At 62.0% G+C, this 24,224-nt stretch carries 22 protein-coding genes; 8 read left to right on the forward strand and 14 right to left on the reverse strand.

The window, feature by feature from the left end:
* Window positions 1-389: 389 nt before the first annotated feature.
* Genes polA through cbiR form a run of 3 tightly spaced genes read right to left on the reverse strand, consistent with a single transcriptional unit; the run spans window position 390 to window position 4,923 of the window.
* Window positions 390-3,077 carry a DNA polymerase I gene (gene polA, locus ACI3L3_RS03935; protein ID WP_404843791.1) on the reverse strand — a complete coding sequence of 896 codons (2,688 nt, stop codon included), beginning with the start codon at window positions 3,075-3,077 and terminating at the stop codon, window positions 390-392.
* A 56-nt stretch (window positions 3,078-3,133) separates the two neighbouring features.
* Window positions 3,134-4,144 (reverse strand): bifunctional oligoribonuclease/PAP phosphatase NrnA, encoded by a 1,011-nt coding sequence (locus tag ACI3L3_RS03940; RefSeq protein WP_404844116.1) that lies wholly within the window; start codon window positions 4,142-4,144, stop codon window positions 3,134-3,136.
* A gap of 26 nt (window positions 4,145-4,170) precedes the next feature.
* The gene (gene cbiR / locus ACI3L3_RS03945) at window positions 4,171-4,923 is read right to left on the reverse strand and encodes a cobamide remodeling phosphodiesterase CbiR (RefSeq protein ID WP_404843792.1); all 753 of its coding nucleotides are present in this window, start codon (window positions 4,921-4,923) and stop codon (window positions 4,171-4,173) included.
* Window positions 4,924-5,081: 158 nt separating this feature from the next.
* On the opposite strand from cbiR, the gene ACI3L3_RS03950 reads away from it, so the two are divergent.
* Entirely contained in the window at window positions 5,082-5,228 is a 147-nt protein-coding gene (locus ACI3L3_RS03950; protein WP_404843793.1) for a hypothetical protein, read from the forward strand.
* Window positions 5,229-5,271: 43 nt separating this feature from the next.
* Here ACI3L3_RS03950 and ACI3L3_RS03955 read toward each other — a convergent pair whose 3' ends face one another.
* The 5 genes from ACI3L3_RS03955 to thrB all read right to left on the reverse strand — a co-directional run bounded on the left by ACI3L3_RS03955 (window position 5,272) and on the right by thrB (window position 11,623).
* Complete coding sequence (locus tag ACI3L3_RS03955) at window positions 5,272-8,394, reverse strand: UvrD-helicase domain-containing protein (protein ID WP_404843794.1); 3,123 nt, start codon at window positions 8,392-8,394, stop codon at window positions 5,272-5,274.
* 97 nt (window positions 8,395-8,491) lie between these two features.
* A complete protein-coding gene (locus tag ACI3L3_RS03960) occupies window positions 8,492-9,781 on the reverse strand; it encodes an HD domain-containing phosphohydrolase (protein WP_404843795.1) in 1,290 nt (429 codons plus the stop codon).
* A gap of 153 nt (window positions 9,782-9,934) precedes the next feature.
* The gene (locus ACI3L3_RS03965; RefSeq protein ID WP_404843796.1) at window positions 9,935-10,459 is read right to left on the reverse strand and encodes a hypothetical protein; all 525 of its coding nucleotides are present in this window, start codon (window positions 10,457-10,459) and stop codon (window positions 9,935-9,937) included.
* Window positions 10,460-10,473: 14 nt separating this feature from the next.
* Window positions 10,474-11,079, reverse strand: coding sequence for a hypothetical protein (locus ACI3L3_RS03970; RefSeq protein ID WP_404843797.1), 606 nt, complete (start codon window positions 11,077-11,079; stop codon window positions 10,474-10,476).
* On the reverse strand, window positions 11,069-11,623 hold the full coding sequence (gene thrB, locus ACI3L3_RS03975) for a homoserine kinase (RefSeq protein ID WP_404843798.1): 555 nt from the start codon (window positions 11,621-11,623) through the stop codon (window positions 11,069-11,071). Before thrB ends, ACI3L3_RS03970 begins: the two co-directional genes overlap by 11 nt.
* 133 nt (window positions 11,624-11,756) lie before the next feature.
* Here thrB and ACI3L3_RS03980 point away from each other — a divergent pair, with 133 nt between their 5' ends.
* On the forward strand, window positions 11,757-13,049 hold the full coding sequence (locus tag ACI3L3_RS03980) for a diaminopimelate decarboxylase (RefSeq protein ID WP_404843799.1): 1,293 nt from the start codon (window positions 11,757-11,759) through the stop codon (window positions 13,047-13,049).
* Between the two features lie 326 nt (window positions 13,050-13,375).
* Window positions 13,376-13,960: a hypothetical protein gene (locus ACI3L3_RS03985; protein WP_404843800.1), complete on the forward strand. Its 585-nt coding sequence runs from the start codon at window positions 13,376-13,378 to the stop codon at window positions 13,958-13,960.
* 286 nt (window positions 13,961-14,246) lie between these two features.
* Here ACI3L3_RS03985 and purU read toward each other — a convergent pair whose 3' ends face one another.
* Both purU and ACI3L3_RS03995 read right to left on the reverse strand, forming a co-directional pair.
* On the reverse strand, window positions 14,247-15,110 hold the full coding sequence (purU, locus tag ACI3L3_RS03990; protein WP_404843801.1) for a formyltetrahydrofolate deformylase: 864 nt from the start codon (window positions 15,108-15,110) through the stop codon (window positions 14,247-14,249).
* The gene (locus ACI3L3_RS03995; RefSeq protein ID WP_404843802.1) at window positions 15,107-15,574 is read right to left on the reverse strand and encodes a pyridoxamine 5'-phosphate oxidase family protein; all 468 of its coding nucleotides are present in this window, start codon (window positions 15,572-15,574) and stop codon (window positions 15,107-15,109) included. Before ACI3L3_RS03995 ends, purU begins: the two co-directional genes overlap by 4 nt.
* Before the next feature lie 95 nt (window positions 15,575-15,669).
* On the opposite strand from ACI3L3_RS03995, the gene ACI3L3_RS04000 reads away from it, so the two are divergent.
* From ACI3L3_RS04000 to ACI3L3_RS04010, 3 genes are all read left to right on the forward strand, one after another.
* Window positions 15,670-16,404, forward strand: coding sequence for a TIGR04283 family arsenosugar biosynthesis glycosyltransferase (locus ACI3L3_RS04000; RefSeq protein ID WP_404843803.1), 735 nt, complete (start codon window positions 15,670-15,672; stop codon window positions 16,402-16,404).
* A complete protein-coding gene (locus tag ACI3L3_RS04005; RefSeq protein ID WP_404843804.1) occupies window positions 16,397-17,077 on the forward strand; it encodes a TIGR04282 family arsenosugar biosynthesis glycosyltransferase in 681 nt (226 codons plus the stop codon). The genes ACI3L3_RS04000 and ACI3L3_RS04005 overlap by 8 nt, the downstream gene beginning before the upstream one ends.
* Window positions 17,078-17,318: 241 nt before the next feature.
* On the forward strand, window positions 17,319-17,957 hold the full coding sequence (locus ACI3L3_RS04010) for a cyclic nucleotide-binding domain-containing protein (RefSeq protein WP_404843805.1): 639 nt from the start codon (window positions 17,319-17,321) through the stop codon (window positions 17,955-17,957).
* Window positions 17,958-18,065: 108 nt separating this feature from the next.
* On the opposite strand, the gene ACI3L3_RS04015 is transcribed toward ACI3L3_RS04010, so the two are convergent.
* The 4 genes from ACI3L3_RS04015 to rlmD all read right to left on the reverse strand — a co-directional run bounded on the left by ACI3L3_RS04015 (window position 18,066) and on the right by rlmD (window position 22,730).
* Window positions 18,066-18,707 (reverse strand): peroxiredoxin, encoded by a 642-nt coding sequence (locus ACI3L3_RS04015; RefSeq protein ID WP_404843806.1) that lies wholly within the window; start codon window positions 18,705-18,707, stop codon window positions 18,066-18,068.
* A 291-nt stretch (window positions 18,708-18,998) separates the two neighbouring features.
* Complete coding sequence (trpB, locus tag ACI3L3_RS04020; RefSeq protein ID WP_404843807.1) at window positions 18,999-20,207, reverse strand: tryptophan synthase subunit beta; 1,209 nt, start codon at window positions 20,205-20,207, stop codon at window positions 18,999-19,001.
* A gap of 268 nt (window positions 20,208-20,475) precedes the next feature.
* Window positions 20,476-21,060 (reverse strand): GDSL-type esterase/lipase family protein, encoded by a 585-nt coding sequence (locus ACI3L3_RS04025; protein WP_404843808.1) that lies wholly within the window; start codon window positions 21,058-21,060, stop codon window positions 20,476-20,478.
* A 305-nt stretch (window positions 21,061-21,365) separates the two neighbouring features.
* On the reverse strand, window positions 21,366-22,730 hold the full coding sequence (gene rlmD, locus ACI3L3_RS04030) for a 23S rRNA (uracil(1939)-C(5))-methyltransferase RlmD (RefSeq protein WP_404843809.1): 1,365 nt from the start codon (window positions 22,728-22,730) through the stop codon (window positions 21,366-21,368).
* An 85-nt stretch (window positions 22,731-22,815) separates the two neighbouring features.
* Here rlmD and ACI3L3_RS04035 point away from each other — a divergent pair, with 85 nt between their 5' ends.
* Both ACI3L3_RS04035 and ACI3L3_RS04040 read left to right on the forward strand, forming a co-directional pair.
* On the forward strand, window positions 22,816-22,959 hold the full coding sequence (locus ACI3L3_RS04035) for a hypothetical protein (RefSeq protein ID WP_404843810.1): 144 nt from the start codon (window positions 22,816-22,818) through the stop codon (window positions 22,957-22,959).
* Window positions 22,960-23,266: 307 nt separating this feature from the next.
* Window positions 23,267-24,172, forward strand: coding sequence for a sulfite exporter TauE/SafE family protein (locus ACI3L3_RS04040; RefSeq protein ID WP_404843811.1), 906 nt, complete (start codon window positions 23,267-23,269; stop codon window positions 24,170-24,172).
* Window positions 24,173-24,224: the final 52 nt, after the last annotated feature.

The following is a 24,224-nucleotide window of genomic DNA, read 5'->3' on the forward strand; positions in this document are numbered from 1 at the left end:
AGGGCCGTGGGCCCTTAAGAATCCCATGTGCGCACAGACGGGGCGCCCGTAGAAGGCACTGTCGTCACCCCTGACATGCTCCCGTCCGTGTGGATATGGGATTTTTTTTGGGGGGGCGTTTGCGTCGTGCGAAAGGCGGTGAGAATCCCTGTTATGCCCTTAGCAAAAAGACAAAGACAAAAGGCAGAAGAAGCCGCCCGCCCACCCCTATTTATCGGGCGGCTTCCGCCCGATAAATCCTGGGGATTCTCAAGGGTGTCACACCCTTGAGCAGCTCTGCTATCTTTATCTCTAAGGCCCTTCGTCCTTTCAGGCCGAACGACCTAAGAGCTAAAGCCGCCGGAGGCACTCTTCCTCTTCCCTCTTCCCTCTTCAGCCTTCACCCGGCGCTAATGCGCCTCGCCCCAGTTGTTCCCGACGCCCCAGTCCACGGCGAGGGGCACGGAGAGGTCGTAGATGCCGGACATGATGGCTTCGAGGCGTTTTCCGGCCTCCTGCGCGGCGTCTTTGGGCACTTCGAGGAGCAGTTCGTCATGCACCTGCAGGATGAGCTTTGCGCCGAGCTTGCGGAGCTTTTTATCCTGCCACACTTCCAGCATCGCCATCTTGATAATGTCTGCGGCGCTGCCCTGAATGCGGGTGTTGATGGCTTGGCGGCGCGCCTGTCCCTGGTGGTGGGAGTTGCGGGAGTTGATATCCGGCAGCAGGCGGCGGCGCCCGGCGAGGGTGATGACGGAGCCATCGGTCTTGGCCTGTTCTTCCACGGCGTTGTAGAACTCGGCGAGTCCGGACAACTGCTCAAAGTAGCGCTCGATGAAGGCCTTGGCCTCCTTGAGGGGAATGCCAAGCTCACCGGCGAGCTTCTGCGGGCCCATGCCGTAGATAAGGCCGAAGTTAATGGTCTTGGCGCTACGGCGTTCGTCGGCGGCGATGTCGGCTTGCGGCTTGTCGAAGAGCAGCGCGGCGGTACGGGAGTGGATGTCCTCGTCGTTGGTGAAGGCGTCCACGAGCTCCGGCTCCTGCGACAAATGCGCGAGCACGCGCAGCTCAATCTGCGAATAGTCCGCCGCGACAAGCAGGTTGCCTTCGCCCACGGTGAAACAGGTGCGCATGCGCTGGCCCATTTCGCCGCGGATGGGAATGTTCTGCAGGTTCGGGCCGGAGCTGGACAAACGGCCGGTGGCGGTGGCGAGCTGATTAAAATGCGAGTGCACGCGGCCTGCGTCGTCCGCGGCGCGCGGCAGCGGCTCCAGATAGGTGGAGCGCATCTTCTCCAGCTTTCGCCACGCCTGAATATCCTCAATGATGGGATGCTCGGAGCGAATCTTTTCCAGCACGTCAAAAGCCGTAGACGGCACGCCACCGGGGGTCTTGCCACGCGGTTTCAGGCCAAGGTCGGTGAACAGCACCTCGGCCAGCTGCTGGCTGGAGCGCAGGTTAAAGTCGCGCCCCGCGCGTTCGTGAATGCTGGCGGTGAGGGTGTCCAGCTTCTCCTGCACTTCGGAGAGAAAGCTGTGCAGCGCGGCGGAGTCAATGGCGATGCCTGCGGCTTCCATGTCGGCAAGCACGGGAATGAGCGGCGTCTCCAAGGTTTGCATCAGGTCCGACAGATGCGCGGCGTCAAGGCGGCTGCGCAGAACCGTAGTCATGGCGGCGGCGGTGACGCCGTGGCCCTTGGGTTCGGCTTCGAGCAGGTCCGGAGCGTTGCGGCGATAGAGGCGCTGCCACGAGTAATCGCGGTCCTCGGGGGACAGCAGATAGCAGGCAAGGCCGATGTCGAACCATGATTCAAGGGGAATATCGTCCCACGCCGGATCGGCGCGCAACAGGTCCTTGACGTTGGGCGCGGCGATGGCGGCGGCAGAGGCCACATGCGCGGCAAGGTCCTCGTGGGAGCCGGACACCTGCCACTCGGTGCCCGCAATGCCCAAATGCCACACGCCGTCCTCGTCGCCGGGGACAAGGCCCACGGTCTCGCCCGTCACATCGGGCAGCGCGGCGGGTTCTGCGGCAATGCGCACGATGTCGGCCTCCGCCGGTGCGGCGGGTTCGGCGGCTAGTGCGGCGGGCGCGCCAAACAGGGACAACTGCTGCTCCCCGGCGGGCTTGGCCTTGGCGTCTTCCGCGGGTGCGGAAGCGGACTTCGCGGAACCGGAGGCGGCCTTTGCAACCTCGGGCCGGGGGAAATACTTGGGCAGGTCGCGCCGGAGGGTACGGAATTCGTATTCCGTCAGAAACGCGTCCACATCGTCGTACACAGGCGCGCTGACGCGCAGGGCGTCAAGGTCGAGTTCGCTGCAGACCTCGGTGGACAGCCGGGTGAGGGTGCGGAAGAGGAAGGCGTCGTCCATGTTGGCTTCCAGCTTCTTGCGCATGGCGGGCTTAAAGTCGCCCTCACCGGCGCTGACGGCCTCGCGCAGGGCCTCCAGGGTGGGATAGTCGGCCATGATTTTGAACGCCGTCTTGGGACCAATGCCGGGCACGCCGGGGATGTTATCCGCGGAATCGCCAATAAGGGCCTGAAAGTCCGGCCACTGGCTTGGCTCCATGGCCGTTTCGGCGCGGAAGTCGTCCAGCGTGGTGAGCTTTTCCTTCTTGGAACCGGGGTCCCACATGAAGACGCGCTCGTCCAGACACTGCTTGAGGTCCTTATCCGCGCCCACGATGACCACGGGGCGCTGGTCCTTGATGCGGGCGGCAACGCTGGCCATACAGTCGTCGGCTTCGACGCCCTCAGCCACCAGCATATTCAGGCCCAGAACGCGCACGGCGTCGTGGGCGGGGTCCAGCTGCATGGCGAGGTCTTCGGGCATGGCCGGGCGCTGGGCCTTATAGGCCTCGTACGCCTCATGGCGGAAGGTCGGCCCCTTGCCGTCAAAAAAGACACCCATGTACTCGGGGCGCTCGTTCTTCAAAATATTCATGAGCATCCGCAGGAACATGTACAGGGCGTTGGTCGGGAACCCGTCGGAGCGCTGCATGTCGCGGAAGGCGTAGTAGAAGCGGTAGATGAAGGCGTGTCCGTCAACGAGGAACACAGGGGACGTATCGAGTCCGAGACGGTCTTTCAGGGACATTGGTTCTCCATGCGCCGCGGGGATGCGGCGGTGAATGGGGGTCGTATAGCGCCGCGCTAGGCGTCGCCGGAATCAGCGGCGGGCTTACGCGGCCGTGCTTTTTTCGATTTTATGCGGTTCCAGAGGAAGACTTCCACAGGAGCGTCGGGAATGGCGGAGAGCGGAATCTCGGCGCGGGCGGCGTTGCGGTGGCCGCCGGCGGAGCCGATGCTGCCAAAGCAGCGCGCGGCAAATTTGCCCATATCGCGCCGCAAGCCGTCGCCGCGGAATACGGCGATGACCTGATCATCCACCGTCCCGCTGATAACGGTCCACGCAGCGCCCTGCACGCGCAAAAACAGGTCCGCAAGGATGACAAGGATGTCCGCGCTTTCCACATCCTCCAGATAGGCAAAAATGCCCTGCCCGGTCAGGCGCAGCTTAAAATACGCCTGACAGAAATACCGCAGCCATTCGAGATGGAATTCGCTTCGGTAAATCTTGCGCAGCAGCAGATGGTCCGCATACTTGGACAGATACTGGAAGGCGCGCAGGTCCGCCTCGCAGAACACGCGCTCAAAGCTGGAGGTGTCCGTCTTGATGCCGTAGAGGAGCGCCGTGGCAAGGAGCTTACCGGGCCTGATGTGCAGGTTGTACAGGTACTCCGTCATCAGGCTGGCGTTGGAGCCGTAGTCCGGCTTGATGTCCGCGTAGGTTGCGGTGACCGGATTCTCCGCCGACAGCGGGTGATGGTCGATCACCAGCGAAAAGTCGTACTCCTTAAAGGCCGCGTTGTGGTGCGGCTGGGAGTCCACCAGCGCAAAACGGTCGTACTGCGCGGCAAGGGTGGGCGTCAGCCGCCGTGTGGGCACACGCAAACAGCGGATCATTTCCAGATTATCCGGACGGGTGATGTCATTGATATGGGCAATGCCCGTATCCTGCACCCGCCGCGCCATGATGCGCTTGAGCGCCATGGCCGAGGCCATGGCGTCGGGGTCGGCATTGATGAGGATAAGCCACCGGTCCTCGCGGCGGAAGAGCGCCAGCAAATCGTCCAATCGGGGGATGGACCGGAAATACGCCATCATCTTCTCCCTGAGCGCCTTCGGCGCTACCTTTGGTCCTCGCCGAGCATACTCAGCAGGACGTGTGCGGAATCCATGACGTCGCGTTCTGTAAACAGTTCAACGGTTATCACCGCATCGGGGCGGAGTGCGTCAAGCTGCTTCTGCAGCAGCGCCCGCCCGTTGTCATCCAGCGCGGTCAGCGGCAGGTGCCGTCCATTCTCGCCGGGGGCGTTGAGGTGGAGCATGCGCACAGCGCCGTAGTCCACTTCATCCGCCAGAAATTCCTGTTCATAGGCCAACATGTGCCCCAAGTCCAGACACAGCGACACGCCCCACTGCGCGACATACGGCAAGTGCGCGCGCAGGTCGCAGGTGTCGATGTTCTCCAGCAGCAGGTCCGCCGGGTCGTAGCCAGCCCCCCGCCACAGCGCGGCAAAGCGGCCCATGGTGGCGGCATCTGCGGGCGGGTGCAGCACATAAGCCCGCGGCGAAAGGTACGCGGCCTTTTCCACCAGCTCCTGAACAATGGTCCACGCGGCGTCCGCTCCCTCACCCCACGGCAGGTCCAGCGGCAGATGCACATGGTAGCTCAGGTCCAGCCCGGCCAGCCACGGCGGCAGGTCCTGCGGAGTGTAGTCCAAACAGGATTGGGACTCAAAAAACAGCAGGGCCACCTCCGGAAAGGTGCCCTCAAGATGACAGCAATTTTCCGCCACCCCGGCGGGAATGACCGAGGACGGGGCCGCCAGCGTCCACGCCGCCCCCTGAATTCTTTCCGCCAGTGACCGATAAGACATATACAGACTCGCGTTTTGTGCCGGTTCACCGACATATTTTCCGGTCCGCCAGAGGGCGGAGGCAGGGAACCGACCACAACGATTCACAAAGCCAGCCGGGGTATGCTTCTTGCTTTTTCCTGTCAATAAAGGCGCAGCTCGGAAACAGGAGGCCCACCATGCAGATAGTCAAAAGTCTTCTGCAACACTACCTGAACCCCCTGCACGTGTACTGCAGGCTGCGGGACATCGGCGTCAGCACCGCGCTGACGCGCCATGTTTGCGCCGCCTACGAGCGGTACGTGTACAGAATCTTTTCACCCTAAGCCCACCCACAGCGCCGCCATCCGGCGCGGCAGACAGGCCCGGCTACTCGCCTCCTCCCAGAAGGCCGAGTTGCTTGGTCTGGCGAACCGTCTTCCCCACAACCCGCGTTTTTTTCAGCATCCCATCCGGCAGCGCGTCCAAAAGGCGCGAGGGCGGAAGCCGCAGCTCCTTGCCGTACAGCATGCGCTGCGCCGCATAGCTCAAATACAGTTTGCTCTTGGCCCGCGTCAGCCCAACATAGAACAGACGCCGTTCTTCGGCCTCATCCGCCGCAGTGTGCGCGCCGGGCTGCGTCCCCGTCAAGACTCCGCTGCCGGCAAAAGGCACAATGCCGTCCTCCAAGGCAGGCAGGAACACGGCTTCAAACTCCAGCCCTTTGGCCGCGTGCATGGTCATAATCTGGATTTTTTCGGCCTTGGCCCGGACTTGATCCAAATCCGTGCGCAGGTTCACCCAGTTGATGAGGCCCTGCCAGCCGCCGTGCTCCTCAAAAGCCCTCTTGAGCTTTTTATATTCTCGGCTTTCCCAGAACAGCCTGTCAAAGGGACGGGCATCCTGCAAGTAGGCCTCCAGCCCAAGAGGCCCGCGTGAGAGCACCTGCTCCGGCACGTCCACGGCCTCCTCGGCCTGCACGTCTACCGCCGGGGCGATGCCAAGGGTGCGGCCCGCGGCGGCCAAAATGGCGGCCACGCGCGGCTCCTTCCAAAACGCGTCTACCTCGGGCACGGCGCAGGGCAGGCCCAGCCGGTCCAGCGTGGCGCGGATGCCGGGGATGAGCGCCTTGAACCGCACAAGTATGGCAATATCGCCGGGGGACAGGCACGCCGAGGGCGCGGCGTCGGCAAGGGAATGGCTGGTGCTGCCCACCAATTCGCGAATGCGCTCGCCCATCCACGACGCCTCGCGCGCGGCATTCGGCGCGGAGAACAGGCGCAGGTCGGCGGTGATGTCGCGGTGGGCGTGCAGGGCGGGACCGTCAGGAATAACCGGACGCGACAGGTCCAGCACCTGCTGGGACGAGCGGTAGTTGTCCGTCAGGGTGATGATGTCCAACTCGGGCCACGTCTGCCGCAGGTCGTCCAGCACGTCGCCGCGCGCACCGCGGAAGGAATAGATGGACTGATCCGGGTCGCCGATGGCGAAAAAGCCGCGCCCGCCGTGCACGGCCAAGGCCTTGACCAGCCGCAGCTGCAGCGCGGACAGGTCCTGCACCTCGTCCACAAGTACATGGATATACGGGTTGGGCCACGTGCCACCCTCCACCTGCTCCAGCCAAAAGACCAGCAGGTCCGTATAGTCCACAAGATTCCACGACTGCTTGACGGACGTGTACGCCGCAGCAACCTCAGCCAGCGAATCCAGCTCCACCAGCCGCTCCCGCGCCAAACCAAGGCGCGTCCACGCGGCTTTGCGGTCGTTGGCGGCCAGATCCGGCGTCGCCTCGGCAAACACCCGCTGCGCCCCCTCCTCGGAGAGGATGACCGGGGCTTCGTCGTGGATGGCGGTCCAGCACTCAAAGGCCAACGCATGCAGGGTGTCCGCACGCGGCAGGGCCTCCTGCTCGCCGCGCATCTCCACAAGGCGGCGGCCAAGCTCGCCGGCGGCGCGCCGGGTGAAGGTCAGTGTCAAAATATGGCGGGGGTTCTCGCCGCCTTCCAGCAGGGCGTTGATGCGCCCCATAAGGGTTTGCGTTTTGCCCGTGCCCGGCCCGGCCAGCACCAGCACCGGTCCGGGACCGGCATCAATGGAGCGCTGCTGGGCCTCGTTGTACTGCACGCCGCCCGAAGCGGAAGGCGCGCTATGCTCGGGCGCGCGGGGCGCAGGCGTTGCCGCGCCCATATCCACACGCTTTGGCGCGGCCTTCGGCATGGCGATAAGGGAGCCGCCGCGCTGGATTTCCTCGCGCTCCGTGGGCGTAAAGACGGAGATGACGCCGTACTGGCCGTCAAAGCCGGACTGGCGCACCACGCGGCCCTTGCGCATGCGCGAGACGCCCTCGGCCAGCGGCGTGGACACCTTGGCGATGTCCTCAAGGGGTACGTCCTGCAGGACGGCCATCTCCGAGCCAAAGCGCGCAATGAGGCGGCCATAGAAATTCTTTACCTTTTTACTGCCGGGGCCAACGCCCAGCACCTCGGACACCACTTCCGGCAAGGGGATGAGGGAGACGAATCCCGGCTGCCCGGCAGGCTGCTGCGGGGTCTCGCGGTCCGCCAATTCCATGACGCGGCTGAGGACGCCAACGGTCAGCGGCTTGCCGCACACAGGGCACAGCCCGCCTCGCGCCTGTGTCTCCTGCGGGTCCAGGACCACGCCGCAGTTGCGGTGCCCGTCCAGATGGTACTTGCCCTCCTCCGGGAAGAACTCCACGGTGCCGAGGAATTTGTGCCCCAGCGCCTCGCCGCGCAGGGCGCGGTAGATGCCCTCATAGGACATTTCGCCGCTGAAGATATTGGCCTCGCGCCCCAACTTTTCTCCGGAGTGCGCGTCGGAGTTGGAAATCATGCGGAAGCGGTCCAGCGCGGACCACATCCAGTTCATCTCCGGGTCCGAGGACAGGCCCGTCTCCATGGCAAAAATTTCGCTGGAGAGGTCGCCAAAGCAGTCCTCCACGCTGTTAAAGCCCGATTTGGAACCAAACAGCGAGAACCACGGCGTCCAGATATGCGCGGGAACAAGGAAGGCGTTGGGGCCGGTCTCAAGGACCATTTCCAACAGGTCGCGGGCATCAAGGCCAAGGATGGGGCGGCCGTCGGACTCCAGATTGCCCACCTGCGCAAGGCGCTCGGTAAAGGACCTCGCCATGTCCAGATTGGGCATGAAGACAAGGTTATGGTTCTTGCGAACCGCGCCGCCGCGCTTGTAGATGCTGCTGATTTCCGTGCACAGCATGAACCGCGTGCGCCCGGAGAGGGGGTAGCCATCCAAAAACGGCAATTCGCGCTCAAGGCGCTTGTCGTCCTTGAGGGTGAACAGACCGGAGCCGTCCGGCTCCAGCATGTCTTCAATCTCCGCCATCCATCCCGGATGCGTAAAGTCGCCGGTAGCAAGGACATCAAGCCCCTTCACCCGCGCCCATGCCGCCAGCAGGCGAAGATTCAGCTTTTTGCTCGTCGCCCGCGAAAAGCGGGAGTGGATATGCAAATCGGCCCGAAAGAGTTCCATGAGTTCCGTCGCAGTATGGCTAAAGTGACTGGGACGCCGGAACTATAGAACCCATTGCCGCGCTCTTCAAGCCCCGAGTGCGGCGGGGGCGCGCCGCTTATGCCTCGCACCCCATGGCAAACGCCTCAAAGGACTGCCGCGCCGAGGCCTGCGCCTCAAGGCGCGTGGTGTCCAAATGCTGGTAATCGTCCAGAGCAAGGCGGACAACCTCCTTGTCCAGCGCGCCGGACAAGCCCATATCATACAGCACGCCCTCCACCTCGCGCCGGTGCATGCCGTGGCGGTAGGGGCGGTCCTCCGTCAAAGCCGTGAACACATCCGCCACACCCATAATACGCGCGCCGAGGTCCAACTTGCTCGCGCCAAGCTGGAAGGGATAGCCCGTGCCATCCAAGCGCTCATGGTGCCGCGCGCCCCACGCGCCCACATCCTTCAGGCCGGGGATGGAGGACAACACAGTGTTGCTGTAGTACGCGTGCCCCTTCATGACACCGTATTCTTCGTCATCCAGCGGGCCGGGCTTCTCCAGCAACTCCGAGGGGATAGCCAGCTTGCCGACGTCGTGCAGGCCGCCAGCCACCTGCAAAAGCGTGGCCTCGGTTTCGTCCAGCCCCGCCATGCGGCCAAGCTCCATAGCCACGGCGGCGACACCCTGCGAATGCGTGGCCGTAAAACGGCTGCGGAAGTCCACAAGCTGGGCAATAACGCGTGACACATTCACCAGTTCATTGAGCGGCAGCAACTGCGAGCGCACGGCGCACGCCTCGCGGATGGACTCGAACCGCGCGCAGCTTTCAAGGCCGGTCCAAAACTCGCGCGCCTCAAGGTGATGGGAGAAGCTGTCGTGGATGTCCTCAAGGAACATGCGCCCGCGCCCGGCGTTCAATCGCTTGCGCACCAGCGCCACGTCCGGTGCCACATGCGTTTTGCGCGGGGCCAGCACGTCGATGCGGTCGGCCATTTGGATGATGTTGCTCATCCACAGCTCGCGCCCATCGTCCTCGGTCAGCCCGTCAAAACGTACGGCGGGCACATGGTGCCGCCGGATAAGCCGCGCCAGCCGCTCAAACCCCGGCGCGTGGCACAGCAGGCGGTAGCCCGTTTCCATATGCTTCACGTCGTCGGTGTCAAAGCACAGGGTGTCCAGACGCGTGCGCATGGTAAAGGCCCCAACGTCATGCAGCAACGCGGCAAGGGCAATGTCCGCCTGCTCCTCCATGGTCGCGCCTGCCGCTCTGGCAATGTGCAGCGCAATGTACGCCGTGCGCTGGTGGTGCCCCACCACCACAGGGCTGATGAGGTCCAATACGGCTGAAACCCCGCCCACCAAGTCCACAAAGCGAACCTGCACCGGGAACATATCGTTTGTTGTATCGAATTGTGTCATGGCTCTACTCCCACCCCCCACTCTACTCCATCACGCGCGCCATGCAAGGATTTGCAGCCGCAATTGCCAGCACACCAACGGTCCCCGGCATTGGGCACAAAAAAAGGCCTCCAGCCAAAGCCGGAGGCCCCGAGAACAATCGAATAATGGCGGCTAGTACCGCGTCAGCGCGCCTTCGCTGGCAAAGAAGACCTCGCCGCCCGTGGGATCGCCCGGACTCTTGGTCACATCGTCAAAGCGGTTGGCGGTAAGCTTCATGCGGTAGCCAAAGGTGATGTACAACTCGTCGTCCGTCTCCAGCGTATCGGGCTTGAGGACGAACTCAAAGTCAACGCCCTGCGCCCGGTCCAGCTTGCTGGGCTGAAACACCCGCAGGTCCGAGGCCACAACGTGGCCTTCCTTGTCCGAGAGATAGGCGGAGAACCACAGGTCGCCGATATATTCGGCCCAGCGCGGGATGGCGTCCTGTACAGGAAAGGCCGTGCCGCGGACGGCAAAGCGGTTCTCAAGAGGCACAACGGCATAGTCGAAGCGCCAAAACTTCATGGGCAGGCTCTGCCCGGACTCCAGCGTCCAGTGCTGGCGGTTCAGGTGCTTCACGCTCATGTGCGAACACCCCGCAAGCAACACAGCGGCGCACACCACGCCGCACAGCAGGACTGCGAATCGTTTCATCATATGCCTCCGGACACTTAAGACTGCAACTTAGGAGGACCTTGCACCAGCATCTCTGCAAGAGTCAAGTTCACTTTGGGCATTGCAGCCATCCGGGATCCCAGAAAATCCATCTCCAGCTTGGCAAGATCGCGGTACAAAGGCGTGCGGTCCAGCGGGCGCAAATCGTCGCGGCCGTCCGTAACCTCCTTGAACCGCCAACATCCGGGATATTCCTTCTGCTCGATGCGGTCAAAGCGGCCCTTGGTTGCCAGCGTGTGCACCACGCCGTGCAAGCGGCAAATCATCAGGCGGTGCGTGTACAGCCCGCACAGGCCGTCGTCGTTGAGCGGGCACATGGCGTCCGGACGCTCACCGGCGGCCAGCTTCTCCTGCATATGGGCCACGTAGTCCTGCGCGCGGGACAGGTACAGGGCGCGCTTGTCCTCCGGCAGGGCGTCCATGCCCTTCCACAGGTAGGCCCACTCCACATACGTGTGGTGCTGGAAATAGCTCGTACAGCAGTTTTGCGGACAGTCCATGCACGTAAAGCCGGTGTCCGCCACGGTGGTGTCATATTCCTTCTGCATACGGTCATAGAGTGCGGCCAGACGGCGGAACACCCCTACTCTGTTACGCTTCACTCTTCTCTTCCCTTTGCTTAAGCCACTCGCAAATGGCGGTTGCGCACTCGTCCGGGTTCATCTCGCCGGAGTCCACCACAAAGTCGGCGGCGGCCTCGTACAGCGGCATGCGCTCGTTGAACAGGTCCGTCACGGTTTGGCCGGGTGCAATGGCCAACCCGCGGTCCGGGTTCATGGCCACGCGCTCCAGGATGACCTCCTGCGACGCGGCAAGGTAAATGACCGGGCCAAGCTCCTTCAGGCGCTGCATACAGCGCTGGCCATACACCACGCTGCCGCCCGTGGAGATAACCGTGCGGACCACGGCCAAAGCGGACACAATGTCGTCCTCCGCCTCCACGAATCTGTCGCGCCCAAAGGCGTCCGCGATATCCTGAAGCGGGCGGCCATAGTGCGCCTCAATCACGTGGTCCGTATCCAGCTGGGGCCAGCCAAGGCGCTCGGCCACGGCGCGGCCGATGGTCGTCTTGCCTGCTCCAGCCATGCCTATGAGGGTGATGCAATCGCCACCCCGGGCGTAAAGACTGCTTCCTTTATGTGCCATGTGCGTTCCGTTTTCCTGTGCTGTCGTCATGCAAAACCGGACTCTGCCGGACACGGTCCTGTACCTTCTCTCGCACATCGGGTCCAGTGTTCTTGTGGTTCACATACCACGAAGGCGGGTGTATACGGGCCGCATGCGAAACAGACTCACACCACAGGCTATGTCCGACGCACTGCGCGCCGCCCTCGCCGGCGGCGCTGTGGACACGGCAGACGCCAGCGCCCTGTTCTACGATATGTCGCTCATCGAAGAGAAGGTCCGCCAGCTTGCCGCCACCTTTCCGTCCGACACCCTGCACGCCATAGCTGTCAAGGCCAACCCCCTGCGCAAGGTGCTGGAGCACCTCTGCGCGCTGTCCGGGACCGAGGGATATCCCCTTCTTGGGCTGGAGTCCGCCTCCCTGCCCGAAATGACCCTCGCCCTCGCCGCGGGCTTTCCCCCACAGCACATCGTCTTCGACTCCCCCGCCAAGACCGAAGCCGAAATCCAGCGCGCCCTCACCGCAGGCATCCACCTCAACATGGACAACCTGCAGGAACTCTCCCGCGTGGGTGACGCCATCACAGCCGGAGCGCCCCACGGCGGCATCGGCATCCGCATCAACCCGCAGGTCGGGCAGGGGACCATCGGCGCAACATCCGTCGCCGCCGAATACTCCAAGTTCGGCGTGCCGCTCAAAGTTTTCCGCAAAGAGCTTATGGACGCCTATATCGCCAACCCATGGCTCACCGGCGTGCACGTTCATGTCGGCTCCCAAGGCTGCCCCCTTGATCAGCTCGTCCTCGGCGTGCGCGCCGTTCTCGACTTTGTCGAAGAGGTCAACGCCGCCACCGGTGGCCGCATCAATACCTTCGACCTTGGCGGCGGGCTGCCCGCCGACTACGGCGAAGACGGCTTCGTCGCCACAGACTTTCACCAGTACGCCGCCGCCCTGCGCGAGGCCTGCCCCCGCCTGTTTTCCGGGCGCTACCGCCTCATGACCGAATTCGGCCGCGCCGTGCACGCCAACGCCGGCTTCGCCGCCAGCCGCGTGGAATACGTCAAGCCGCAAGGCGATATCCGCACCGCCGTCATCCACCTCGGCGCCGATATGTTCCTGCGCAAGTGCTACAACCCCGGCGACTGGCACCACGAATTCAGCGTCTGCGCGCCCGACGGCACCCTCAAGACCACACCAGAGCGCGAATACCGCATCGCCGGCCCCCTCTGCTTCGCCGGAGACCTGCCCGGACGCGATATTCTGCTCCCGCACATCGAGCCGGGCGACTGGCTGCTTATCCACGATACAGGCGCCTACACCCTGTCCATGTGGTCGCGCTACAACTCCCGCGCCGTGCCCAAAGTGCTGGGCTACAACGCAGACCACGCCTTCAGCACACTCAAAAAACGAGAAACGCCCGAAGACGTCCTGCGCTTCTGGGAGTAGCCCCGGTCACGATCTCTCCCCCAACACTCTGAATTAAAAAGCTGATTGCGTTCTACGGCCTTTTGTGTATAGGAGAAGGAGTACCTGTTCCCCTGTCCCCCCGTCCGGCATCTTCCGCGACCGCACACGCCACCCCGCGCCGGACGGGGCGGACACCCCCCAACCTTCGCTTGTGCGGAGGTTTTTTATTGGAGGGCGCCACTTTTTTTGCCCCCGGCGGGTTAAGGAAATAATTTCCTTAACAATCCTTAGGATTTTCTGGAGCGGAAGCCGCTCCAGAAAATACAACGCCCAAAATTCGCGACAACACAGGGACATAAAAGCCGATGACTAACAAACGAAAGGGACAATTGCCTGACATTAAGGATATTCCATTTCAAGCACAGATCATGCTCCGTGAGGCTGAACAATATCAAAACGGTTCTAAGCTGTTATCCGAAGAAATATTCGAGGACACGGGTAATTCCTCAAACATGTTGTCTTTAACTGCGCTAGAAATATCCCTCAAGGCACTCTACCTTGTGGAAAAGAAACAAAAATACCCCAACAACTCTCACTCATTCTACAATCTCTTCAAATCATTAAACGGAAAGACCCAAAACGTATTATTGAAGCATGCCAATGAAATTGCAGCAAATGAGTTCAATCAAACTTTTAATTTTATAAACGCCCTTCGCGAATTCCAAAAAAACTTTACTGACGCACGTTATGGCTATGAAGCGAATTGGCACCTTTCAAGTGGTCAAATATTCCAAAAAACGAGGGCATCGACAAAGCCTTCCGAATTGAAAGAACAAAGTTCTCCTGATTTCAAATTCTTTCCCAGTGAACGTGAAATCTTTTATCGTGCAACAAAGATAACTTTAATTGAAAAACTCACACGCACTTTACCCGATCCTACAAACACCTAAGTCCCCAACAGGGATTCTCACCGCCCTTCACACAACGCCAAAGCCCCCCAAAAAACTCTTCCCATCTCCACGGACGAGAGCCGTCAGGGGTGACGACTGTCCTCTCCACGCGCACCCGGCATGTGCGCACGCAGGATTGTTAAGGACGGTAGTCCTTAACCCGCCGGAGGCACATCTTCCTCCCCTCTCCCCTTCTCCGCACGCTCCATAAAAAAAAGCCCAGCGCTTGCGCACTGGGCCGAAAAAGCACCATTCCGCGCCGAGGTCGGCACGGGGTGGCGGGTGGTTATTTAAAAACGACGGTCTTGTTGCCGTAAAGAAGAATACGGTCTTCAAGATGCCACTTCACGGCGCGGGCGAGCACTTGGCGTTCGAGGTCGCGGCCGAGGTCTTTGAGGTCTTCCACGCTTTGGCGATGGGAGACGGAGGCGACGTCCTGCTCGATGATGGGTCCGGCGTCCAGTTCGGGGACGACGTAGTGGGCGGTGGCGCCGATGACTTTCACGCCCTTGTCATAGGCCTGCCTGTAGGGGTCGGCGCCGGCGAAGGCGGGCAGGAAGGAGTGGTGAATGTTGATGATGCGGTTCGGGTAGTGCTCCACGAAACGCTGGGAGAGAATCTGCATGTAGCGGGCGAGGACGACGAGGTCGGCCTGTCCTTCCATGAGGTCCAGAATCTGCTGTTCGGCTTCATCCTTGTTGTCCTTGGTGACGGACACGTGATGGAAGGGAATGCCGAAGGCTTCCACGGCGGAGCGCAGGTCATCGTGATTGCTGATGACCATGGAGATATCGGTGGCGAGCTTGCCGCGCTTCCACATCCACAAGAGTTCGAGCAGCGCGTGGTCGAACTTGGAGACGAGGATAGCGGTCTTGGGCCGCGGGCTGGCGTAACTGAGGCGCCAGTTCATATCGAAGCGGTCGCCGACGACGTCGGAGAAGGCCTGTTCGAGCACGGGGGCGGAAACATCCATGTGCGGGGTCTGAAACTCCAAACGCATGAAAAAGTCGCCACCTTCGGGGTCGGTGGAGTGCTGGGCCAGTTCGGTAATATTGACGCCGTGGGAGTAGAGAAAGCTGCTGACTGCGGAAACGATTCCCGGCCTGTCGGGGCAGGAAATCAGAAGCCGCGCGCGGGTATCACTGTTCATTGGTTCTTCCATCCATTCTGCTTGCAAGTCATCCGTTCGATGTCGATGCGGATGACGGTGGTACGCTCCACGCTGGGAGCTGGAAATTCTTGCACTCCGGCGACGAGGCCGCGCTGTCCGACGATGATGACGAGGGCGGCGCGTTTTTGTGCGGGGTCGGTGAGGATGGTGGCGACGCCTTCGCCCATAATGCCGGGGCACGGCGGCAACTCGCTGTCGGCGGTCGGCGCTCCGGGGCAGACGGCGTCCACTTCAAAACAAATGTGGGGATTGCGGAGCAGGGCCTCCACGTCGCGCACGTCGCCGCCGCAATGGCAATAGAGGCACACGCCGTCGTAGCCATAGCTGACGGGCAAAACGCGGGGAGCGCCGCCGTCGGTTATAACGAGGCGGAGCACTTCTTCACCGCGCAAAAGCGCATCGACATCATCGCGCCCGATAAGGGGCTGCTGGAGCCACATCATGACCCTTTCCATCCTTTTACGAACCATGAGCGGCCCGCATCCACATTTACAGCCAGCCAGAGTCCGGCTATGACAGGACCTAACAAGGCTACATCATGGAGCATTCCACACCACGAAACGGCGCCTCGGTCGCTGTCATTATCCCCGTTCTGCATGAGCAGAAACGCATCAACACCCTCGTGAGCAACGTCCGGAAATTGGCCGGTCCACGGCATGTCGAGATTATCGTCGTCGACGGTGCAGCCTCTGCTGATACCCTAAAAGCCCTGCGGCATAAAGCATTGAAAGCGCTCACCGCCCCTGCCGGACGCGCCTCGCAAATGAATGCGGGCGCAGAAGTATCTACTACTGACATTATCCTTTTCCTGCATGCGGATACCACACTGCCGCCGCAGGCCTTTGACAATCTCCTGCGCGCCGTCGAGGACGGCGCTGAGGCGGGAGCGTTTTCCCTTGGCTTTGATGCACAGTCCCTAGGGCTGCGAATTATTGCGGCCACGGCAAACCTGCGCTCGCGGCTGACGCGCGCGCCATACGGTGATCAAGCGCAATTCTTTACGCGCACGGCTTTTGAGCGGCTTGGTGGCTATGCGCCCCTACCCCTGATGGAGGACCTCGACATCATGACCCGCGCCCGCAAGCTGGGTCTGCGCGTCACCATCCTGCCGGACCGGGTGACGACGTCATCCCGGCGTTGGCGCAAGGAGGGGCTGGTGCGGTGCACACTGCGCAACTGGTGCATCCGCCTGCTGTACCACTGCGGCGTTCCGGCCGCGCGGCTGGCGGGCTGGTACCGCCCCAACGCCAGTAAGGACACCCACAATGCATGATGCAACAACGGCCCTCCTGTTCGTAAAACTCCCCCGTGCCGGCGAGGTGAAAAACCGCCTTGGGCGGCACCTTGGCAACAGCGCGGCGGCGCTGTTGTACAGCGCCTTTGCCCGCGACCAGCGCGACGCGCTGCTGGCCTCGGGGCTTCCGGTGACGGCGGTGTGCGTCCCCAGCGCGCCCTTGGAGGACTACCGGGGCTGGCTGGGGCCGGATGTGGCCTACACCGCCCAGCGCGGGGCCGACCTTGGCGAGCGCATGATGCATGCCTTCTTGGACGCCTTTGAAGGCGGCGCCAAGGGCGCGGTGCTCACGGGCAGCGACGCGCCGCACCTGACGCCAACCCTTATCCACGAGGCCAAAGCCGCGTTGACGATGCACGACGCGGCCATTGCCCCAAGCTCGGACGGCGGCTACTCGCTCATCGCTATGACGCAGACGGGCTTTGTGCCGCAGGTTTTCCGGGGCATCCGCTGGAGCACGCCCGAAGTCTTCCGCATGACGCGCGCGGCCTTTACCCTCGCCAGCGCGTCCCTCAAAATCCTGCCGACGCTGGACGACATTGACACCGTGGACGACCTGATGCGCCTGCGCCGCCGCTTTGGCGATACGGGCGGCCCCCGCCGCACCATGCGCCTGCTGCGCGAGGGTGGCATCTTGGCCGGACGCGACTAACCCACTGGCTTTCCACACCCTGCGCGCGACGAACCGCGGCTTTCCCTCGCCGTACGGGGCCATGGCTGCACATCGCACCGCACCGGCCCACAGCCCCAACCGACATCTCCCCCTCTGCCGCGGGACTTTTCGCCCGCCCATTCTCAGCCTGACGTTGTCGCATTTCCGCAAAGGTCGTATGGTGAAGTGACGACCCATCCATGCCGCCAAGGGCGGCGGCCTGCAACGGGAGGATGCGACCATGGCGGCGAAATCGCGCGCGTCTTTTTTGGTAAAGAACTTCCTGAAATATGCTGTGATCTTTTCCGAAGGGTCCCGGGGCGATACGGCGTATCTGCTCAAAGAGGGGCTGGTGGAAATATCCAAAATTATGGACGGCAAAAAGAAGGTCTTTGCCCACCTGCGCCCGCCGTCCATGTTCGGCGAAATGGCCATCCTGCTGGACGATGAAAAACGCACCGCAACAGCCGTGGCGCTGGAGGACTCCAAAGTCATTGAAATTAAAAAATACGACTTTGAAGAATTCCTGCAGCAGTCGCCGGTGATGATTTCCACCTTGGTTAACGTGCTGGTCCACCGCCTGAAGACGGCCACCACCAAATCCCTGCGCGTGCCGAACCTGTTCATCGGCATCTGCAACGTGCTGGGCATGCTGGGCGGCGCGGGCGTGACGGAGATGAACTATCTGGACACGCTGAATTCGCTGGCCGTGACCTTCAACGTCAACAAGGAAAGCGTGGACAAAGCCCTGCATATGCTGGAGGAGCACGCGCTTATCGAACTCTTCATGAACGACGACAACGAGCGCACCATCCGCCTGCTGGTGACCAAAGACCTCGCCCACACCGCCGCCGAGCGCCGCAAGGCGGCCCCGGTCTGATTTCCTGGCCCCAAACGCAAGCCCGCCCCGCAGTGGGAAGAATCTGCGGGGCGGGAAGCGAGGGGCTATGAGGCCGGATGGTACGGACTCCATCCAGTCGAGAGAGAACTACAGTTCTTTGTGGCAGAACCACCAATCGTATCCATCGTATTCGGACAGACGCTTTTTGGCGGCTTCATGGTCCTGCGCCGGGGGCACGATAACGCGGCTGCCGATAAGCTCGTTTTTGGGCCAGCCTGCGGGAATGGCTACGCCGTTGGCGTCGGAGGTCTGCAGGGCTTCTACTGCGCGCAGAATCTCGTCCATGTTGCGGCCGACTTCCTGCGGGTAGTAGAGCATCAGGCGCAGATGCCCTTCGGGGTCAATCACGAACACGGCGCGCACGGTGTTGGAGCCTTTGCCGGGGTGCAGCATGCCGAGGGTCTCGGCAACTTTGCCGCGGTCGTCGGCGATGACGGGGAAGGTGATTTCCTCGCCGATTTTTTCGCCAATCCACTCCACCCATTTGATGTGCGAGAACACTTGGTCGATGGACAGGCCAATCAGTTCGCAATTGAGCTTGTTGAACTGTTCGATGCGCTTCTGGAAGGCCACAAACTCGGTGGTGCACACCGGAGTGAAGTCAGCCGGGTGGCTGAAGAGGACGAACCACTTGCCCTTATAATCGCCGGGGAGGTTCTTCTCACCCTGCGTGGTGACGACCTTCATCTCCGGGAACTTCTCGCCAAGAAGGGGGATCCTGTTTTCCATGTCTATACTCCTTGGTTCTTTTTACGTGTTGAGGCGTTGTACCTTTGTTGAGAATAATTCCTATTAGCAATTAGACTCTCCGTCAACCCCTCTTTGAAACTTTTTTGCCCAAAGGGCGAATTGCACCGTAATCCAAACATATTTCGCAATCCATCAAGGATATAGCATATATACAGCGCCATTGCACCAGCAGCATGCGCATTTGCCGCTTTTGTTGCCAGCGCACGAAAAACGGCCCGCCTGCCAGTGGCAGACGGGCCGTAAGAACATACGGAAGGAGTATGGAGGGGGCTAATCGGCGGTGATGCGTCCGTCGGAAAGCATCTGCTCAATCTGCGCCACGTCCTTATCGCCGCGGCCAGACAGATTCACGATGATGATTTTATCCTCGCCAAGGGTGGGGGCCATCTTCATGGCCTCGGCAAGGGCGTGGGAGGACTCCAGCGCGGGGATGATGCCCTCGGTGCGGGACAGGGCAAAGAAGGCCTTCACGGCTTCCTCGTCACTGGCGGCGCAATAGCTGGCGCGGCCGGCATCCTTAAGGAAGCTGTGCTCAGGGCCAACGCCCGGATAGTCCAGCCCGGCGGAGATGGAGTACACGGACGCGGGCTCGCCCTTCTCGTCCTGCAGCAGGTAGGACGTAAAGCCATGCAGCACGCCGGGGGTGCCGCAGGTCAGGGTCGCGGCGTGGTCGCCGGGGGTCATGCCGCGTCCGGCGGGTTCCACACCCACCATGTTCACGCCTTCATCCTCAATAAACGGATGGAACATGCCAATGGCGTTGGAGCCGCCGCCAACACAGGCCACGAGGTAATCGGGCAGGCGGCCTTCCATCTCCAGAATCTGCTTGCGGGCTTCGGTGCCGATGATGGACTGGAAGTCGCGCACCATGGCGGGATAGGGATGCGGACCAACAGCGGAACCGAGCAGGTAGAAGCTTTCGCCCGCGTCGGCAACCCATGCGGCAATGGCTTCGTCCACGGCTTCCTTGAGGGTGCGCTGGCCGGTCATGGCAGGCACGACCTTGGCCCCCATCATCTCCATGCGGAAGACGTTGAGCTTCTGGCGCTCGATGTCCTCTGCGCCCATGTAGATGGTACATTCCATGCCCATGAGCGCGGCGGTGGCTGCGGAGGCCACGCCATGCTGCCCTGCGCCGGTCTCGGCGATGATTTTCTTTTTGCCCATGTGCTTGGCCAGCAGAATCTGGCCGATGGTGTTGTTCACCTTGTGCGCGCCAAGATGGTTCAGGTCTTCACGCTTCAGGTAAATGCGCGCGCCGCCGAGCTTTTTGGTCAGGTTAGCGCAGGCGTACAGGGGCGTCGGACGGCCGGAGAAGTGCTTGAGTAGGCGCTTGAAGTCGTCCTGAAATTCTTGGGTATTTTTGACGGAGTCGTAGGCTTCGGCCAGTTCGTCAACAACACGGATTACTTCGTCCGGGAGGAAGCGGCCGCCGTGTTCACCGAAAAATCCGTCCGCGTTGGGGAGCATGGTCGTCATGAGGAGTTCTCCTTCCTTTCGCGGGCAGTGTGCTGGCCGGGAGGGGGACACAAAAAAACCGCGGCCAGTTGCACTGCCGCGGTTGATGTATGGTCTTTTTGATGTCGTCTTTATCGCAATAGCATCACACGCGGCTCTGTTTCCAGAGCCACCACCAAGAAATAAAGCTGGGTGCGATGGTGTGATTCTTTTGCATGGCTTTGTGGTTACCCGCAAGCGCACAGCCCTGTCAAGCACCAATTCCTGCATCATGCAAAAGTGCGGCGCATCAGGCGAACCACTCCCGCCATGCGGGCCACTCACCAATGCAGTCGGCTAGGATGCCATAGCCCACGGCGCGCGGATGGATGCCGTCGGAGGCTTTCACGTCCTCAATATAGCCTTGGGACAGGCCAATATGCCCCATCAGGTCAAAATACGGCACACCGCAGGTGGCGCACACCGTGCCCAGTCTGTTGGACAGCTCGCGGTTTCGGGCCGTGTGGGCGGCGTCCGCCACCGGAGGCGGGCCGATGAAGAGCACCTTATAATCGCGGGCGTCCTCCAGCAGGCGGCGGGTATTCTCGGCGGCCTCGTCCACTGTGGCGCGGGGCGCGCCGCCGGGCATGGCCATGTCTCCGGTGCCAAAGGAAAAGACAAGACGGGTCTGCAAGCCGTCAATGTGGCGGCGCTCCACCTCGCTGCGCCACCGGGCCAGCACCTGCGCGCTGGCGTCACGCCGCACGCCAAGGTTATAGCAGGTGAGGTCCAGCCCCGCCGCAATGATGGGGGCGCACAGTCGCCCTGCCCAGCCGAGGCACTGCGGGTCGCGGGTGCCGTTCACAAGGGAATCGCCCAAAAAACACAGCAGCATGGTCGTCCTCCTGTCCGTCTTTGCGCAGGCGCGCCAGATGTGGCGGCCGCGCCGTGCGCCTCTGCCCTGTGGCGCAGGCGCCACCAGCATGCCCCGCCGGCCCCAGAACGTCAAAAGGCCCGCCGGGATTCCGGCGGACCTTTTGAAAAATGCTCCGGCGTGCGGTCTACTCGCCGTTTTTCCAGGACTGCTTGATGTAGAACATGCATAGCCCCACCATCACCAAACCGAGAAAGAACCAGAAAAAGTCCATAGCTCACTCCTTACATGACGAAATTCAGTTTCCACATACAGTGGATTGTCCATTATTTCAACTCAAGAAGTGCAACGCACTCCACATGGGCGCTGTGGGGGAAGAGGTCCACCGGGCACGTCTGCCGCAGGGTGTAGCGCTCGCTCAGGATGCCGATGTCGCGCGCCAGCGTTGTGGGGTTGCAGGACACGTATACAATGCGCCGGGGCGCGGCCTCAAGAATGGCCTGCACCACGTCCTTGTGCATCCCCTTGCGCGGCGGGTCGGCGACCACCACGTCCGGACGCTCCTTGCGGCGGCTGATGCGTCCGCGCACGTCGCCCGCCACAAACTCGCAGTTGCTCACGCCGTTTCGCTCGGCATTGGCGCGGGCGTCCTCCACGGCGGAGTCCACGTTCTCAAAGCCTACCACAAGCCCGGCCTGCTGCGCCATAACCAGCGAAATGCCGCCGGAGCCGCAATACAGGTCCCACACGGTCTCGCCGCCGGTCAGCCCGGCAAAGTCCCGCGCCGTGGAATACAACACCTCCGCCGCGGCGGTATTGGTCTGGAAGAACGAATCCGGGGAAATGCGGTACGTCAGGCCAAGGACCGTTTCCTCAATGTATCCGGGCCCGAGGACGGCGGTCTGCTCCTCGCCAAAGGCGATGGCGCTGGTGGCCTTGCGGGTGGAGTGCACAAAGGTCGTGAGCTGGGGGAAGCGCTCCATAAGCATGGCGCCAAGGGCGCGCACCACGCCGCCGCCTGCGCCGGGGGCGGTAATGCAATGGACCATACACTGCCCTGTGCCGCGCGCCTCGCGCACCACAAGGAAGCGCCACAGGCCCTTGCGGGTGACGGGATTGTAGGCGGGCACGGCGGACTCGCGGCAAAATTCGCGCGCGGCGGCCACCACGTCCATGGCAAACGGCGACTGCAGGGCGCAGTGCTCCACATTCACGATGGAGTCCGTGGAGCCGCGTTTGTGCAGACCAAGGGAGAGACTGCGCTCACTGCCGCCGCCAACAAAGGCGAATTCCATCTTGTTGCGGTAGTGCTGCTCCTGCGGCGAGGGGGCGGTCTGCGCCACCTGCGGCGCCTCAGCCCCGCCAATGCGTGACAGGCTGTCCACCACAAAGCGGCGCTTCCACTCCAACTGTGCGGGGTAGGACAGATCCTGCACGTCACAGCCGCCACACTTGCCGTAATGGGGGCAAAACGGGGGCACATCATCCGGGCCGCTTTCCACAAGGGAGACGGCCTCGGCCTCGGCAAAACGCTTCTTGACCGACGTAACTTTGGCTTTCACACGCTGTCCGGGCAATGCACCGTCGATAAAATAGACCAGTCCATCAGCCCGCGCTACACCACGCCCGCCAAAAGCCAACGCATCAACAGTGCATTCCAGCATATCGCCTTTGTGAATTTTTTCGCTCATATATCCTTTTTCGCGTGCAAACGACTTGACATTTTCGGGTTTTCATTCAATTTGAGGTCTTCAAAAGCCAACGAGGAGGAGCACCATGGAAACCCTGTTTGAGCTCATGCAGAATGCATATCACAGCACCCCCCAGGGCTGGGTCGGCGTGCCGTTGATCTTCATGTACATGGCGTTGATTGTGGGTACTGCGTTGTACCGCATCCGCCAGAACAAAGACCACCACTAGTCAGCTGCGCCGAGCCGGATGTCTCGACTTTCCGGGCGGCGGTCAAGCAGAATTTTCTACGAGGACCACAGCACAAGGCCCAAGCTTGTGCTGTGGTCCTCGTGGCTTGTGGCCTTGCAGACATACTGCATACCACCCTCCTCCGGCGCGTTGATAACGGCGCTACACTAGCATACTTCCCCGCAAAGCGCCCGGCCCGTTTACGGGGATATTCCTTTTTGCCGCGCCATCTCGCCGCACTTGACGCCCATCACGCCACGCGTGACACTCCATACGCAGCACCCCAAACCGCGCACAGGAGCCCGCCATGCACTTTCCCGTTGCCGGAATAGACGTCGCCTTCTGGATTCCGCCGCTCACGGCGTGCGTCATCTCCTTTTTCACCTCCATGGGCGGACTGTCCGGCGCGTTTCTCCTGCTGCCCTTTCAAATGACGGTGCTGGGCTACACCACGCCCTCGGTCAGCGCCACCAACCAGCTCTTCAACATCGTTGCCATCCCCAGCGGCGTGCTGCGCTATATGCGCGAAGGGCGCATGCTGTGGCCGCTGACATGGGCAGTGGTGGCGGGCACACTGCCCGGCGTGCTCATCGGCGCGGTCATCCGCGTCACATGGCTGCCGGACCCGCGGCACTTTAAGCTCTTTGTCGGCGTGGTGCTCCTCTACATTGGCGTGCGCCTGCTGCGCGACGTACTCGCGCGGCCAAAGGACTCCGCCGAGGCGCGCTTTCACAGCGCCGCGCGGCGCGGGCCCACCGGGCGCGTCACCCCCCTGCCCGGCTCTCTGACCACCGTCCGCTTCGCCTTCAACGGCGACACCTTCACCGTCAAAACGCCCGCCCTTATGGCGCTCACCTTTGTGGTGGGCATCATCGGCGGCATCTACGGCATTGGTGGCGGCGCCATCATTGCGCCGTTTTTCGTCTCCGTCCTTGGCATTCCCGTCTATGTGGTGGCCGGCCCGGCGCTCATGGGTACCTTTGTCACCTCCGTGGCCGGGGTGGCCTTCTACCAACTGCTGGCGGTGCTGCATCCCGCGCAAAGCATTGCCCCGGACTGGGGCCTTGGGCTGTCCTTCGGCCTTGGCGGCGCGGTGGGCATGTGGCTTGGCGCGCGCTGCCAAAAGTTCATCCCCGCGCGCCTCATCAAGGCCATGCTCTGCCTGGTGCTGGCCGGGACCGCGGCCAAGTACATCATCGGCTTTTTCACCTAGCACGCAACAGCGCCGGACAGTCCATAGGGGACCGTCCGGCGCTGTGTATTCC

Origin of the sequence: Desulfobaculum sp. SPO524 (assembly GCF_044987625.1) — a bacterium.
Taxonomy (GTDB): domain Bacteria; phylum Desulfobacterota; class Desulfovibrionia; order Desulfovibrionales; family Desulfovibrionaceae; genus Desulfobaculum.

Coding starts and splice junctions, on each gene's coding strand:
- polA (WP_404843791.1), bottom strand. CDS start 3,077: ATGTCCCTGAAAGACCGTCTCGGACTCGATACGTCCCCTGTGTTCCTC.
- ACI3L3_RS03940 (WP_404844116.1), bottom strand. CDS start 4,144: ATGGCGTATTTCCGGTCCATCCCCCGATTGGACGATTTGCTGGCGCTC.
- cbiR (WP_404843792.1), bottom strand. CDS start 4,923: ATGTCTTATCGGTCACTGGCGGAAAGAATTCAGGGGGCGGCGTGGACG.
- ACI3L3_RS03950 (WP_404843793.1), top strand. CDS start 5,082: ATGCAGATAGTCAAAAGTCTTCTGCAACACTACCTGAACCCCCTGCAC.
- ACI3L3_RS03955 (WP_404843794.1), bottom strand. CDS start 8,394: ATGGAACTCTTTCGGGCCGATTTGCATATCCACTCCCGCTTTTCGCGG.
- ACI3L3_RS03960 (WP_404843795.1), bottom strand. CDS start 9,781: ATGACACAATTCGATACAACAAACGATATGTTCCCGGTGCAGGTTCGC.
- ACI3L3_RS03965 (WP_404843796.1), bottom strand. CDS start 10,459: ATGATGAAACGATTCGCAGTCCTGCTGTGCGGCGTGGTGTGCGCCGCT.
- thrB (WP_404843798.1), bottom strand. CDS start 11,623: ATGGCACATAAAGGAAGCAGTCTTTACGCCCGGGGTGGCGATTGCATC.
- ACI3L3_RS03980 (WP_404843799.1), top strand. CDS start 11,757: ATGCGAAACAGACTCACACCACAGGCTATGTCCGACGCACTGCGCGCC.
- ACI3L3_RS03985 (WP_404843800.1), top strand. CDS start 13,376: ATGACTAACAAACGAAAGGGACAATTGCCTGACATTAAGGATATTCCA.
- purU (WP_404843801.1), bottom strand. CDS start 15,110: ATGAACAGTGATACCCGCGCGCGGCTTCTGATTTCCTGCCCCGACAGG.
- ACI3L3_RS03995 (WP_404843802.1), bottom strand. CDS start 15,574: ATGATGTGGCTCCAGCAGCCCCTTATCGGGCGCGATGATGTCGATGCG.
- ACI3L3_RS04000 (WP_404843803.1), top strand. CDS start 15,670: ATGGAGCATTCCACACCACGAAACGGCGCCTCGGTCGCTGTCATTATC.
- ACI3L3_RS04005 (WP_404843804.1), top strand. CDS start 16,397: ATGCATGATGCAACAACGGCCCTCCTGTTCGTAAAACTCCCCCGTGCC.
- ACI3L3_RS04010 (WP_404843805.1), top strand. CDS start 17,319: ATGGCGGCGAAATCGCGCGCGTCTTTTTTGGTAAAGAACTTCCTGAAA.
- ACI3L3_RS04015 (WP_404843806.1), bottom strand. CDS start 18,707: ATGGAAAACAGGATCCCCCTTCTTGGCGAGAAGTTCCCGGAGATGAAG.
- trpB (WP_404843807.1), bottom strand. CDS start 20,207: ATGACGACCATGCTCCCCAACGCGGACGGATTTTTCGGTGAACACGGC.
- ACI3L3_RS04025 (WP_404843808.1), bottom strand. CDS start 21,060: ATGCTGCTGTGTTTTTTGGGCGATTCCCTTGTGAACGGCACCCGCGAC.
- rlmD (WP_404843809.1), bottom strand. CDS start 22,730: ATGAGCGAAAAAATTCACAAAGGCGATATGCTGGAATGCACTGTTGAT.
- ACI3L3_RS04035 (WP_404843810.1), top strand. CDS start 22,816: ATGGAAACCCTGTTTGAGCTCATGCAGAATGCATATCACAGCACCCCC.
- ACI3L3_RS04040 (WP_404843811.1), top strand. CDS start 23,267: ATGCACTTTCCCGTTGCCGGAATAGACGTCGCCTTCTGGATTCCGCCG.